The organism is Paenibacillus sp. 22594 (assembly GCF_052044425.1).
Taxonomy (GTDB): domain Bacteria; phylum Bacillota; class Bacilli; order Paenibacillales; family Paenibacillaceae; genus Paenibacillus_AQ.
The window spans coordinates 950,491-964,026 of record NZ_JBQENA010000001.1 but is presented as its reverse complement, the minus strand read 5'-3'; the positions used below and the strand labels follow the sequence as shown (position 1 = coordinate 964,026).

15 protein-coding genes are annotated in these 13,536 nt (G+C 52.6%); 13 read left to right on the top strand and 2 right to left on the bottom strand.

Annotation, left to right across the window (positions count from 1 at the left end; genetic code table 11):
- The first annotated feature begins 3 nt into the window (after positions 1–3).
- The 9 genes from ACTJKB_RS04500 to ACTJKB_RS04460 all read left to right on the top strand — a co-directional run bounded on the left by ACTJKB_RS04500 (position 4) and on the right by ACTJKB_RS04460 (position 6,422).
- Entirely contained in the window at positions 4–444 is a 441-nt protein-coding gene (locus ACTJKB_RS04500; RefSeq protein ID WP_074086069.1) for a DUF86 domain-containing protein, read from the top strand.
- A 74-nt stretch (positions 445–518) separates the two neighbouring features.
- Positions 519–1,184, top strand: coding sequence for a helix-turn-helix transcriptional regulator (locus tag ACTJKB_RS04495; protein WP_440832042.1), 666 nt, complete (start codon positions 519–521; stop codon positions 1,182–1,184).
- A 103-nt stretch (positions 1,185–1,287) separates the two neighbouring features.
- Positions 1,288–1,737, top strand: a complete 450-nt coding sequence (locus tag ACTJKB_RS04490) for a YtxH domain-containing protein (RefSeq protein ID WP_440832040.1) — start codon at positions 1,288–1,290, stop codon at positions 1,735–1,737.
- 223 nt (positions 1,738–1,960) lie between these two features.
- On the top strand, positions 1,961–2,767 hold the full coding sequence (racE, locus tag ACTJKB_RS04485) for a glutamate racemase (protein WP_074112763.1): 807 nt from the start codon (positions 1,961–1,963) through the stop codon (positions 2,765–2,767).
- 242 nt (positions 2,768–3,009) lie between these two features.
- Positions 3,010–4,218, top strand: a complete 1,209-nt coding sequence (locus ACTJKB_RS04480) for a M14 family zinc carboxypeptidase (protein ID WP_440832039.1) — start codon at positions 3,010–3,012, stop codon at positions 4,216–4,218.
- A gap of 267 nt (positions 4,219–4,485) precedes the next feature.
- Positions 4,486–4,737 carry a hypothetical protein gene (locus tag ACTJKB_RS04475; protein WP_440832037.1) on the top strand — a complete coding sequence of 84 codons (252 nt, stop codon included), beginning with the start codon at positions 4,486–4,488 and terminating at the stop codon, positions 4,735–4,737.
- Positions 4,738–4,862: 125 nt separating this feature from the next.
- Positions 4,863–5,165 carry a HesB/IscA family protein gene (locus ACTJKB_RS04470; protein ID WP_038589576.1) on the top strand — a complete coding sequence of 101 codons (303 nt, stop codon included), beginning with the start codon at positions 4,863–4,865 and terminating at the stop codon, positions 5,163–5,165.
- Between the two features lie 41 nt (positions 5,166–5,206).
- On the top strand, positions 5,207–5,446 hold the full coding sequence (locus ACTJKB_RS04465; RefSeq protein ID WP_074086075.1) for a DUF1450 domain-containing protein: 240 nt from the start codon (positions 5,207–5,209) through the stop codon (positions 5,444–5,446).
- 151 nt (positions 5,447–5,597) lie between these two features.
- Complete coding sequence (locus tag ACTJKB_RS04460; protein WP_440832035.1) at positions 5,598–6,422, top strand: aldo/keto reductase; 825 nt, start codon at positions 5,598–5,600, stop codon at positions 6,420–6,422.
- Between the two features lie 80 nt (positions 6,423–6,502).
- On the opposite strand, the gene ACTJKB_RS04455 is transcribed toward ACTJKB_RS04460, so the two are convergent.
- On the bottom strand, positions 6,503–7,642 hold the full coding sequence (locus ACTJKB_RS04455) for a THUMP domain-containing class I SAM-dependent RNA methyltransferase (RefSeq protein WP_440832033.1): 1,140 nt from the start codon (positions 7,640–7,642) through the stop codon (positions 6,503–6,505).
- Between the two features lie 193 nt (positions 7,643–7,835).
- Here ACTJKB_RS04455 and ACTJKB_RS04450 point away from each other — a divergent pair, with 193 nt between their 5' ends.
- Complete coding sequence (locus ACTJKB_RS04450) at positions 7,836–8,465, top strand: O-methyltransferase (protein WP_440832031.1); 630 nt, start codon at positions 7,836–7,838, stop codon at positions 8,463–8,465.
- A 19-nt stretch (positions 8,466–8,484) separates the two neighbouring features.
- On the opposite strand, the gene ACTJKB_RS04445 is transcribed toward ACTJKB_RS04450, so the two are convergent.
- Positions 8,485–9,702 (bottom strand): MFS transporter, encoded by a 1,218-nt coding sequence (locus ACTJKB_RS04445; protein ID WP_440832029.1) that lies wholly within the window; start codon positions 9,700–9,702, stop codon positions 8,485–8,487.
- A 223-nt stretch (positions 9,703–9,925) separates the two neighbouring features.
- Here ACTJKB_RS04445 and hemE point away from each other — a divergent pair, with 223 nt between their 5' ends.
- From hemE to hemG, 3 genes are read left to right on the top strand one after another with little or no spacing between them, the layout of a single operon-like run.
- On the top strand, positions 9,926–10,993 hold the full coding sequence (hemE, locus tag ACTJKB_RS04440; protein ID WP_440832028.1) for a uroporphyrinogen decarboxylase: 1,068 nt from the start codon (positions 9,926–9,928) through the stop codon (positions 10,991–10,993).
- A gap of 46 nt (positions 10,994–11,039) precedes the next feature.
- On the top strand, positions 11,040–11,996 hold the full coding sequence (gene hemH, locus ACTJKB_RS04435) for a ferrochelatase (RefSeq protein ID WP_440832027.1): 957 nt from the start codon (positions 11,040–11,042) through the stop codon (positions 11,994–11,996).
- Positions 11,993–13,483: a protoporphyrinogen oxidase gene (gene hemG / locus ACTJKB_RS04430; protein WP_440832025.1), complete on the top strand. Its 1,491-nt coding sequence runs from the start codon at positions 11,993–11,995 to the stop codon at positions 13,481–13,483. Before hemH ends, hemG begins: the two co-directional genes overlap by 4 nt.
- The last annotated feature ends 53 nt before the right edge of the window (positions 13,484–13,536 follow it).

Genomic DNA, 13,536 nt, shown 5'->3' with positions numbered 1-13,536 from the left:
ACTGTGTACTATGTCAACCGGAAACAGATCGAAACTATACTCGGGCAGATTCCCGATATCAATACCGGACTGCGGGGAGCGTCAGCCTCGTGGGATGGCGGAACATTCATGGGATTAGTTCAGGAAAGATGTCTGCATCTGGCGATCGAGGTCGTTACCGATGTAGGCAGCTCTTTGATTGACGGATTCATTATGCGTGATGCCGGAAGCTACGAGGACATTATTTCCATCATCCATGAGGAAAAGGTTTTTGCCGGCAGCGGCCTATATGATTTGCTGATCCAGCTTGTGGCGCTCCGCAAGCCATTGGTACAGGATTACTATGTATGGGACCGAACGGCGCTGCACCCTCTTGCCGCGCTGCTGCCGGAGGCGCTGGAGCAATTTGCGGCCGAGGTGCGAAGCTATCTGGATCAAGAGCTGGGCGCACAGGCTCCAGTATAACATTGCAGTCGCAACAGGGAGATAATGATATAGAGGTGACCACAGGCGTCAGCTGTGAAAGGAAGGGGTCCTTGATGATGAAGAAGGGGCAGGAAAGCGGATCGACGAGGCGCATGATAATGACGCTCCTGAAGATGAAAGGCCCGCTGACGATCGGTGCGCTCGCGGAGGAACTGGGAATAACCGAAATGGGTGTCCGGCGGCATGTGCTGCAGCTGGAGCAGGAATCGCTGGCCAAAACCAAGGTCGTCCGCCAGGCGCTGGGGCGTCCGCTGCATGTGTATTCGCTGACAGAGCGGGCAGAAGACCATTTTCCCAAAAGCTATCATAATCTGGCACTGGAGCTGCTGCGTGAGCTGGATCACGGAAGTGGGCTGGATGCGGTTAATGTGTTGTTTGAAGGCCGTAAAAGGCGTATGCTGGCTCAGTATTCACCCATGATGGAGAACCGTGGTCTGGAGGAACGGGTTGCCGAGCTATCCTCCATTCAGAATGCAGGCGGCTATATGGCCGAGTGGAACCGGGAAGAGGACGGCACATTTGTGATGCAGGAGTACAACTGTCCAATCCGCCAGGTGGCAACCCAATACCGCAAGGCTTGCCAGTGTGAACAGGGGCTGTTCGAGGAACTGCTGGGCGCGAAGGTAACCCGAACGGAATGTATGGCTGAAGGCGGTCAGAGCTGCCGGTATGCCATAGCGCCCCTCAAGAAAGACAAAACTTCGGAAATGAGCGGATAATCTGTCACAAGACAAACTCTCTTTGCTTATGATGTAGCAGAACTAGGCGATAGCCCGGATGGCCGGGCAGAGGCTCAAAACGATTCCAAGGGAGAGATGAAAGATGAAAAAAGACAAAAGCTTGCTGTGGGGAATTCTTGCCGGCACTGTGGTAGGTTCTGTAACGGCATTACTGTTCGCCCCTAAGCCCGGCAAGGAGCTGCGCAAGGACATTGCGGACGGAACTGCGGGAGCCATAGATAAAGTGCAGGAAGTTGCCGGAGCGGTAAGTGAAAAAAGCACGGAGCTGTACAGCAAAACCAAAGACGCTGCCCTCACTGTCGTCACTGAAGTCAAGGAATGGAGCAAGCAATATACCTGTGCCGATGAAGAGGAGAAGGCTGCGGTAAGCGGTATTGTTGCAGAAGGTGAAGAGGCTGGAATCATTTATGATGAAGCTGGTGAAGAGCTTGATGAGTTGGTAGAGCTGGATGTGCTTGATACTGAAGCCGAGGCCGAAGCAGCTTTGGAAGATGACACCGAAAATGACAAAGATGGCAGCAGCATCGCCTAGGCTGGGCGGATATCACTTTTTCAAAAAAGATTTACATGGTTCACGCCATCAATCATACTTGTTCTTCCCGGCCATGAGCCGCTTTTCGCATTCCGGCGGAGGGCGGCTCTTGAACTGTCCCGCAAATTGGAGTATTATCTGCAATTGGGGCTGAAGCCCAGGTACATTTTGTTTTTGCTCTACATAAGCTACACAAAACAAGTAAAAAGGAAGCGGTGTGTTCGTGCAGCAAGCTATCGCAATACTAGACTCAGGTGTAGGGGGACTAACAGTTGTCAAGGAAGTGATGAGACAGCTCCCGCGGGAGAAAATCATTTATTTTGGCGACACCGCAAGGGCCCCGTACGGACCCCGTTCGACAGAAGAAGTGAAAATGTTCACCGAACAGATTGTGGACTATTTAATTCAATTTAATCCCAAAATGATTGTTATCGCCTGCAATACAGCAACTGCTGCCGCACTTGACTATATCTCAGCCAAAGTATCTATTCCCGTCATCGGCGTCATTCATCCCGGCGCACGTGCAGCCATAAGCGCAAGTAAAACAGGTCAGGTGGGTGTCATCGGCACTGTGGGCACGATCAAGAGCGGTGCCTACACCGCTGCTCTGAAGCAGCTCTCCCCGTTCGTTCAGGTGGTCAGCCAGGCCTGTCCGGCGCTTGTCCCCTTTGTGGAGCAAGGCATGTTCCGTTCGGAGGAGAGTCATATCGCAGTGGCAGAATCGCTCAATGGCATCAAATACGAGCCCATCGACACGCTGATTCTGGGCTGTACCCATTACCCGTTCCTGGTGGAACCCATTGGCAAGGTGATGGGACCGGGGGTGAAGCTGATCAGCTCAGCGGACGAGACCGCAAGAGAGATTAGCACGATCCTGTATGACAAAGGAAAGCTGGCCAGCGGGGACGAAAGCCCAATTCACCAGTTCTTCTGCAGTGGAGATGCGGAGATGTTCCAGCGGATCGCCCGGGATTGGCTCGGGGAGCAGATTAAGCGCACGCCCGTAGTATGGCAGGTGTCTTCGCTCTAAGAATCGCAGCAGTGAGTTGAATAGGGACAAACTCCTGATTCAGGGGTGATTTTAGAACGGAAACTTGAGGCCGGGACAGCAAATGTTCCGGTCTTTTGCTGCATCTGCCTCATCAAAAATTTCATGGTGGACAGCACTGTCTGCATAGAATGGATTAGTGGGCTGTGTCCGAATGTCTCCCGTGAACTTTCCGGCTGATGGCATTGGATGACACTAACTAGAGGGCCGGGAGGATGAGACATATGCAGCAATATATTGCCCGCAAGGGGGACACTATTCACCGGATTGCCGCGAGGCATGGACTTACACCGGAGCACGTGATACAAGGAAATCCATGGGCAGGCAAGCAGCCGTATTTATACCCGGGGCAGGTTTTGTATCTGCCTTCTGCTCCGCGCAAACGCTATGTAGTGCAGGAGGGCGATGCTGCCTTGAGCATTTCCGCCTTGTTTGGAGTGGATGTAGGGGAACTTGAAAAGCTGAATCCGGGCGTTAGTTCGGCCTACGGGTGTTCACCCGGCAAAGTGCTGGTCATTCCTGAGGCAGCACCTCAAACGGCTGTATTCCTGCGCGGGGAGTACGGACCTGCGGACGTGGATGAGGATATTGGAAAGCTGCTCATCAGGTATCCTTTTCTTCATGCTGAAAGTATAGGCACAAGCATTCTGGGTAAGCCGCTCCATCTGCTGCGGATTGGCCGCGGGCCGCGCCATCTTCACGTCAATGCGTCACTGCATGCGAATGAATGGCTGACATCGCCATGTCTTATGTCTTTTGTTGAGCAGTATGCGGCGGCCTATGCTGCAGGCAAGGACTGGAATGGCCACAATCCTGAAGCGTGGTACAACAACTGGACATTATGGGCTGTGCCCATGGCCAATCCCGACGGGGTGGAACTGGTTCAGGAAGGGGGATGGCCTGGTCATCCCTATTACGATGAGCTGAGAACATGGAACTGTGGACGGCGCAGCTTCCGTCACTGGAAGGCCAACATCCGCGGGGTGGATCTCGGAGACCAGTTTCCCGCCCATTGGGAGGAGGAGCGGGATCGGCGGGCCGTGTCAGCTCCGGGACCACGTGATTACAGCGGGACGGCTGCGCTAAGTGAGCCGGAAGCTGCTGCCCTGGCGCAGCTGGCGGAGAAGGTTCCCGGCGATGCTGCCGTATCACTGCACAGCCAGGGGAGTGAGATCTACTGGAATTACCGGGGCTATGAGCCTCCAGAGAGCAAGGTACTGGCAACCCTGCTCGCGGCATCCTGCGGCTATAGGGCGGTGGAATTGAACGGCAGTGATGCCGGATACAAGGATTGGTTCATTCAGCGCTTCCGCCGGCCCGGTTTCACCGTGGAGCTGGGGAGTGGCAAAAATCCGCTGCCGCTGGCTGATTTTGAGGATATGGCACTGGAGACCGGTCTTGTTTTAGCAGCCATTCTTTCAAATTTCAAATAAAAATGAAACAATTTCTGCAAATTTGCGTAATATACCAGCAAAGGGTACGGCCGCATTCATTCCTAGATGCGCTTCGCGGCTGGATCCTTTTTTTGAAGAAGTAGCCGCACATAAAACTTAAAGTGTATGCTTTCGGAGCGAGTTTTGTTTGATGCTTAATCAGGAAGCTGCCACGTACAAAACTTAAAGTGTATGCTTTATGGAGCGAGTTTTGTCGAAGCGATTTCCACAGTAGCCTATGCTAACAAAACTTTTAGGAGGCCCCATATGAAACTGAGAAAACTGCTGTCGCTTAAGCAATGGTCCCATATATTCCGCAACTCCTGGCAGTATGTCATCTCCCCGAATGTGGCAATGCCGGACAAGCTGCTGTTCACAATACCGGTAATCTTATATTGGGTGCTGCCTGATTTCATGCCGTTTCTGCCGATTGATGATATTGGTGTGACGATGCTGCTCATGGGCTGGTTCGTCTCGCGGATGGAACGCAAATACCCGGCTCTGGGAGCAGGAAGATGAAGGTTTAGAGAATTTTTCCCGCCTCATCCGGATCTATTTCGCCATTATGGTTGCTTTTACGGGCTGATTTACTTAAAATAAATTATTGAGTATTTAAACTATAGATGCCTGGGAGATGGATGAGGATGAACGTCAAAATTACCCGCAATGCGGCTAAAGTGATAAAGAAAACGATGGAACTTGAAGGCAACAGCGAGTTGAAGCTGCGCGTAGCCATTACACATGCCCACGGCGATCATGCTCACTACGGCCTTGACCTGGACACGCCCAAGGAAAATGATGTTGTCGTATCCACGGATAAAGAAATTGATGTAATTCTTGACCCGAACCAGCCGTTGCTGGACGGTGTGAAGATCGATTATCTCTACTTCCCCGAAGAAGGTTTTGTCATCACTAATCCGTCTAAAGGAAATCATGGCGATCACTAAGTGTTCGCCCGTATTTTACGGACATAAAGAAGGGTTGCTCCATGGCTAACGATATACGTATTTGTGACGAATGTAATCATATCAAGATGAAAAGTATCCTCCCCAAGCTGCGCAAGATGGCACCGGACGCCGAGATCAAGACCGGTTGCATCTCTTATTGCGGGCCTTGCGGCAAACGGCCGTTTGTCTATATTAACGGCCGGTATGTCAGTGCCCCGACGGAAGATGAGGTGCTGGCCAAAGCCGAGGCTTTTGTCAAACAGCCGGTTACCAAAGACTAGACACAGTGCTACAGCATCACCTCCGCTAAGAGAAGCGGAGGTTTTTTGCTTTTTTCTCCTCTATCCTTCGTGTTTGGGTTTGTGCAAATGCCCATGATATAATGGTGAAGTTCTCAAAATCAGATAGATACATAGGAGGTAATGGAGCCAAATGAAGCATATTGCCGATGGAACGATTCTGAATAACGGGATTGTCATGCCCCGGTTTGGACTGGGTACTTACAAGGCAGAGGGTGAAGAGGTAGCCCGGGCTGTTGCAACTGCGCTTGAGCTGGGATACCGGAGTATTGATACCGCTGCGGTCTATGGCAATGAGGAAGAGGTGGGCCGCTCGATAGCTGCCAGCGGCATTGCGCGGGATAACCTTTTCGTCACGACAAAGGTATGGAATTCCGACCAGGGCTACGATGAGACATTAAGGGCGTTCGAAATCAGCAGCAAGAAGCTGGGTCTGGACATTATTGATCTCTATTTGATCCACTGGCCGGGCACGGATAAATATAAAGCTACCTGGCGTGCACTGGAACGGTTGTATGCTGAAGGCCGCGTTCGTGCAATAGGTGTGAGCAATTTCCAGATTCACCACCTGGAAGAATTGCGTAAGGATAGTGAAACAGTGCCTGCGGTGAACCAGGTGGAGCTGCATCCGCGTTTTATCCAAAAGGAGCTGCATGACTACTGCGCCAGCCGCTCCATTCAGATTGAAGCCTGGGCCCCTCTGATGAAGGGCAGACTGCAGAATAATGAGCTGCTGCAAGGAATTGCAGGCAAGCACAGCAAGACGGTATCCCAGGTCATTTTACGGTGGGGGCTGCAGAATGGAATCGTGATCATCCCGAAATCCGTAACCGCATCGAGAATTAAGGAAAACAGTGAAATCTTCGATTTCGAGCTGTCGGCGGATGAGCTGGCTGCCATCAGCGGACTGGATGCCGGTGAGCGAGTGGGCTCCGATCCGGACAAGGTGCTATTCTAAATACAAAAACGGACATATTCCTCATTGGGAAATGTCCGTTTATTTTTTTGCGGAGTGGTGTTGCCTGCCTATATGCTGGTTTATTGCGGATTGCGCGGCGGCAGGGGGCCCAGGTATTGATAATACTGGCACTCGATACGACCGTTGTACAGCTTGCGCCGTTTGTCCGCCTTGCGTCCATAGAACTGTTCGAATTCCTTATAGGGGCTGATGGCGAAAAAGGACCATGTCGGAAGATACAGCATCATTTCACCGAATTGGCGGGTGAGCTTCTCCACTTCCTTGTCATTACTGATTCGTTCCCCATATGGGGGATTGGTGATGATGCAGCCGTATTCGCCTTGCGGTCTGGCCTTGGCGGCAGCGATAGCCTGAAATGTGATCTCGCCGGCAAGTCCGGCACTCTTGGCGTTGGCTTCGGCGATTTCAATCGCTGCGGGATCGATGTCTGTGCCAGTCAGCTGCAGTGGATAGTCGTCGCGCACAGCGTCAAAGGCTTCCTCGCGTGCTTCTTCCCAGAGACGCTGCGGAATTTCCGGCCAATGTTCAGATGGGAATGAGCGCCGCAGGCCTGGTGCAATGTTCCAGGCAATCATCGCTGCTTCAATCAGGAGCGTTCCGGAGCCGCAGCATGGATCATACAAAGGACGGTGGCCGTTCCAGCGGCTGATCTGGATCAGCGCGGCAGCCATAGTTTCCTTCAGCGGTGCTTCCGTTGCCTGGCGGCGGTATCCGCGTTTGTGCAGCGCAGGACCGGTGGTATCCAGCGTAATCAGAGCGGTATCATTTAGAAGAATCACTTCTACCACATACCGGGGGCCGTTCTCCGGGAACCATTCGGTACGATAGGATAGCTTCAGCTTTTCGACAATGGCTTTCTTGACAATGCCCTGACAGGCAGGTACGCTGGTAAGCTGGGATTTATGCGACCTTCCTTCCACAGGGAATTCTCCGTTTTCGGGAATCCAGTCCTGCCACTCAATCGCTTTGACCCCTTCAAACAGCTCGTCGAAGGTTTTGGCCGGGAACTGGCCCATTTTCACCAATACACGGTCAGAAGTCCTGAGCCAAAGATTACAGCGGCAGATATCGATATAATCTCCACTGAACAATACCCGGCCATTCTCGACCGTAGTCTCATAACCCAGTTCGTTTAATTCACGTGCTACAACAGCTTCCAGCCCCATGGGGGCGGTAGCAATCAATTGTAATTTGCCCAAATTCGCTCAACTCCGTTTAACTTGTGGATGAATACATATTACCTTTACAATAAGGGAAGCGGTGCTTCCGGTAGTCCTCATACGGCTTGCTTATCAAGTATAGGGGAATGATGGACGCAGCACAATGCCCGTCCTGCCGTATTCTGCCCGCTTGATGTTCTAGGAACAGTACTAACCATAAAGGAGAATACATATGCCCCATCAAGAAGAATATAGTGAACAATTATATACAGAGGATATGCTCCTGCTTAAGGTGAAGCAGGCTATTAAGGAGAGCGGTATGCCCGAGGTGTCCATCGCGCCCGGATATGGACGAATGCTGACTATGCTGGTTGCGATGTCCCGCTCTACCCGTATTTTGGAGATTGGGGCACTCGGCGGGTATAGCGGTATCTGCCTCTGCCGCGGACTCCGAAACGGGGGGCGGCTGACCTCGCTTGAACTGAAAGCCGAATATGCAGAGCTTGCCGGACGGCACCTGGAAGAGGCCGGATTCGGTGAAGCCGTAGAATACAAGCTCGGCCCTGCGCTGGACAGTCTGAAGCTGCTGGAAGCGGAGGGACGGACCTTTGATTTCTTCTTTATTGATGCCGATAAGGAGAACTATCCGAATTATCTGGAGTATGCCATCAAGCTCGCTTCACCGGGTGCTGTGATCGCCGGAGATAATATTTTTCTGCGCGGACGCACTTTGAATACAGAGAAGAATGGACCCGCCGTACAGGCTATGCGCCGCTTCAATGAGATGATTGCCAGTGATGAACGGCTGACAAGTACACTGCTCCCCGCCTACGATGGCCTGGCGCTGGCGATTGTCAAATAGCGTGCAGCCGCTGGTCTTATCAGCGGAATAATCGCGGAGCCGCGCCTTTGTACAGCTTCAGACGTACCCATACCGTATTGACCAGCAGGAAGCCACCGGAGATGAGGAACAATCCTTCAATGCCGATATAGCCGGACAGAAAGCCGCCGATAACTGCTCCAAGCATGTTCCCGAGAGCCAGCATACTGCTATTGAAACCGAAGGCCCGGCTCTCCTTGCCGTCAGGTGTATAGGAGCGGATGAGAGCGTTGACGCTAGGCAGCAGGCCGCCCATGAAGACACCCATGAGAAAACGGACGACAACCAGCTGCCAGACGGTTGTCACAAAAGCCTGTGGAATGATAAACAATGCAGCGCCGATCAGAGCGTAGGTGAGAATCCGGTGAGCGCCAACCTTGTCGCTCAGCTTGCCGAGTACAGGTGATGCCAGCATGTTGGACACGCCCGTAACCGCGCTGACGACTCCTGCCCAGAAAGCAATGTCCACTGCGGTACCATGCAGCTTCTCTACATAGAGCGGAAGCAGGGTCATCGGGGCGATCATGGCAAACTGCAGGAGAAATGTTACACCGAACAATGCAGGAAGCTGCGGGACCTTTGCCAGCTCTTTGAAGCCTGCAAAGACGGAAATCTGCGGGACCTGAGCAGCTTCGGCACGGTCGAACTTCTCTTTCACGAGAAATAATGCCAGCAGGGATGCGGCAAATAATAAGGCGCCCACGATATAAAAGATCGGGCGGTAACCGATCCAGTCGGCCAGAGCCCCGCCGATCAGCGGACCGAGAATGGTCCCGGCGACCGAGCCGGACTGCATCAGCCCCATGGCGAAGCCCATGCGGGCTTTCGGGGTATTGCCCGAAACAAGTGCGATGGAAGCCGGATTGAATCCGGAGATCGTCCCGTTGAGCAGACGGAGCAGCAACAGTTGCATAGGTGTCTGGGCAAAGCCCATCAGCACAATGACTATCGCCATACCGAAGCTGGAGCGCAGCAGCATGATTTTGCGCCCGTATTTGTCGGCCAGCTTGCCCCAGAGCGGCTGGAACAGGAATGAGGTCATAAAGTTAGCTGCAAAAATAAGTCCGGCCCACATCCCTAGCGCATCCCCATGAACTCCCAGGTCTTTAGCCAGATACAGGGACAGGAATGGGGTAATCATGGTCATACCGGCATTAACCAGAAATTGACCGAACCAAAGCACAATGAGGTTGACTTTCCAGGTCTCCCAATTCTTCAAAGTGCTTTCACTTCCTTTCAAGGGATTCAAAGATCACGAGTTCTCAAAAAAAGACATTTAATCAGTATATCATAGTTTCAGAGACAGATGATGCAACACTTGTCATAGTAATGTCATGGGATTGTCATTACCTCGCGGGTTCGGCGGTTGTTCCGAACTTTTAAAAAGAGCATAATAAAGGATAAGCGTTACCCACATTCTATCAACTAATGGAGATCTTATCATGACCTACAATGACACTTTTATCCGCGCCTGCAGGAAGCAAGACACGGAGCACATTCCCGTATGGTACATGCGGCAAGCTGGCCGGTATGATCCCGAATACCGTAAAATTAAAGAAAATTACTCGCTGCTCGAAATTTGCGGGCAGCCGGAGCTGGCAGCAGAGGTCACTATGATGCCTGTACGCAAGCTGGGCGTGGATGCGGCCATTCTGTACTCCGATATTATGAATCCGGTAGCTTCGCTGGGGGTAAAATTCGATATCGTGAAGAACATCGGCCCCGTTATTGAGAACCCGATCCGCAGTGCTGCCGATGTGGACCGCCTGAAGCCTATTGATGTGGAAGGCGACCTTAGCCACATCCTGAAGACCATTGCCATTCTGGACAAAGAGCTGGAAGTGCCGCTGATTACCTTCGCGGGGGCACCCTTCACCATTGCCAGCTATCTGATCGAAGGCAGGCCTTCCAAGAGCTACCACCGCACCAAGGAGTTAATGTACAGCCAGCCACAGGTATGGTTCAAGCTGATGGATAAGCTTGGTGATATGGTGATCGCTTATTTGCGTGCCCATGTAGCCAGCGGAGGCAAAGCCTTTCAGCTATTCGACAGCTGGGTAGGCGCACTCGCTCCACGTGATTTCGAGCACTACGTGCTGCCGACCATTTCCCGTATTTTTGCCGGGCTTTCGGATCTTGATGTGCCGAAGATTTATTTCCCTGGTGTCAGCTCAGGAGAGCTACTGTCAAGCCTGAGAAATCTTCAGGCGGATGTAATCGGACTCGACTGGCGCGTCAGCATTACGGAAGGCAGACAGCGCACCGGCAACGGGTTTGCGGTTCAAGGCAATTTGGACCCTTATCTGCTGACGGCTCCGATGGATCTGCTCAAGGAACGGGCCAAGGCGATTATAGATGAAGGCATGCTTGAGCCGGGTTATATTTTTAATTTGGGGCATGGATTATTTCCCGAGGCATCTTTGGACACGCTAAAGGAACTGACGGAATATATCCACGACTATTCCCGCGAGGTTTTGAAGAAAACCCAAACCCCTCGTCTTTCATTATAATCAGATCACCTGTTGCGCCCATTATCCGCAGAAAGGGATGGAATCCATGACTACTAAAATTGGTGTACTCGTTATGTCTTACGGCACTCCTGAAAGTCTGGAAGGGGTAGAAGCCTATTATACTCATATCCGCCGGGGCAATGCGCCGTCTCCAGAGCAATTGAAGGAATTGAAGGACCGCTATGAAGCTATAGTCGGCGGGGTTTTTCCGCTGCGGGAGAACACGGACCGTCAAGTGGAAGCGCTACAAGCCGCGCTGAACAGCGGTCATACCGGTGAAGAAGTAGAATATGTCTGCTATCAAGGGCTTAAACATGCACACCCTTTTATTGAGGACGGTGTTGAAGCAATGGTCCGGGACGGAATTACCCATGCTGTGGGCATTGTGCTCGCGCCGCATTATTCCGTCATGAGTGTAGGCACCTATATCAAACGTGCCAAGGAAAAGGCGGAGACTTGCGGAATCGAAATGGCTTTCGTGGAGAGTTATCACCTTCATCCGGAGCTGATCGATGTTCTTAGCCGCAGAGTGTCGGCCAAGCTGGACCTGTTTGAGGAAGCAGGTGCGGTGCGTGAAGAGGTGCGGGTCTTGTTCAGCGCCCATAGTCTGCCTGAGCGTATTCTGTCGATGGGAGATCCCTACCGTGACCAGCTGCTGGCCACCTCTGAAGCTGTCGCCAAGCTGGCGGGAGTCAGCTCCTGGCAGTTCACCTGGCAAAGCGCCGGCCGCACAGCCGAGCCATGGCTTGGACCGGATATTCTGGTGACGATGCATGAGCTTAGTGAGGCGCAGGTGAAATATGTGCTGGTTGCTCCGGTTGGATTTGTCTCCGACCATTTGGAGGTGCTGTATGACCTGGATATTGAAGCGCAGGCTTTGGCCTCTGAGCTGGATATGCGGCTGATGCGTATTGATTCGCTCAACAGTGACCCTGCGTATATGTCTGTGCTGAGCGATGTAGTGCGCACCAAGACCAGAGGGCTGAAGGTGGGCCAATCATGACTGGCACTGCCCGTAAAGTAGTAATTATCGGCGGAGGCCTCAGTGGCCTCAGCGCCGCTTTTTATGTCCGCAAATATTACCGGGAAGCCGGGATACAGCCGGATATCGTTTTGGTCGAGAAGGAAGGGAGCCTTGGCGGGAAGATAGAAACGCTGCACCGCGAGGGTTTTGTGATTGAGAAGGGACCAGACTCTTTCTTGGCGCGCAAGACGGCGATGAGCGAGCTGGCAAAAGAACTGGGAATCGATCATGAGCTGGTAACCACGAACCCGAATGCCAAGAAGACGTACATACTGCAACGTGGCAAGCTGCACCCCATGCCAGCCGGTCTTGTGCTGGGTATACCCACAGAGCTCAAGCCGTTTCTGAAGAGTGGCCTCGTCACTTTTGGCGGTAAAATGAGGGCGATGATGGATTTCATCATTCCGCCGCGGCGCAGCTCTGAGGATGAATCACTAGGTGATTTGATCGAACGGCGGCTGGGGACAGAAGTTCTGGAGAATATGACAGAGCCGCTGCTTGCCGGAATTTATGCCGGAGATATGCGCAAGATCAGCCTGCAGGCTACGTTTCCGCAATTCGGTGAAGTAGAGCGGCGGTACGGAAGCCTCATTCGCGGAATGACGACGGGACGGAAACCGGCTGAAACGCATACCGGCACCAAAAAAAGCGCCTTTCTCACCTTCCGCAAAGGTCTCCAGAGTCTCGTCCATGCCTTGATTCATGAACTGCATGATGTCGAGCAGCGGACGGGAACGGGAGTTACAGCCATAAAGGTCTTAAGCGGAACAGAGTCCTCAGTTTGGTCTTCACAGACTTCGGAAACAGTTCCTGCACCCCGTTATGAAGTAGTATTGGATAACGGGGAGCAGCTGATGGCAGATGATATCTACGTCACCGTGCAGAATTATGCTGCTGCGGAGCTGCTTCGTCCGCATGTGGATGTGTCAGCGCTGGACAATGTTAACTATGTATCGGTTGCGAATGTAGTCATGGCTTTTGCGAAGCAGGATATTGTGACTGAATATGACGGTTCCGGCTTTCTGGTGCCGCGTAAGGAAGGACGTAATATAACGGCTTGCACCTGGACCTCCACGAAATGGCTGCACACCAGCCCGGATGACCGCGTCCTCCTGCGATGCTATGTCGGCCGGTCTGGCGATGAGCAGAATGTAGACTTGCCGGATGAGGGACTGGCTGAGCTGGTACGTAAAGACCTGCGGGAGATCATGGGTATTTCTGCCAAGCCGTTGTTTACGGAAATTACAAGGCTGAAACATTCCATGCCGCAATATCCCGTGGGACATCCGTCCAGGATTGCCGGACTGCGCAGCGAGCTCGGACAGAAGCTGCCCGGAGTGTATGCTTTTGGCGCAGGCTATGACGGCATTGGCATGCCGGATTGCATCAAGCAGGCCAAGCTGACGGCGGAGAATGCTGCCGGAAGCCTCGAAAGTCAGCCGGAACAGGCTGTTGTAATGAGTTAATCGTAACGGTGAAGTGCACCATATGGCGCGCTTCACCGTTTTTACTTGAAATA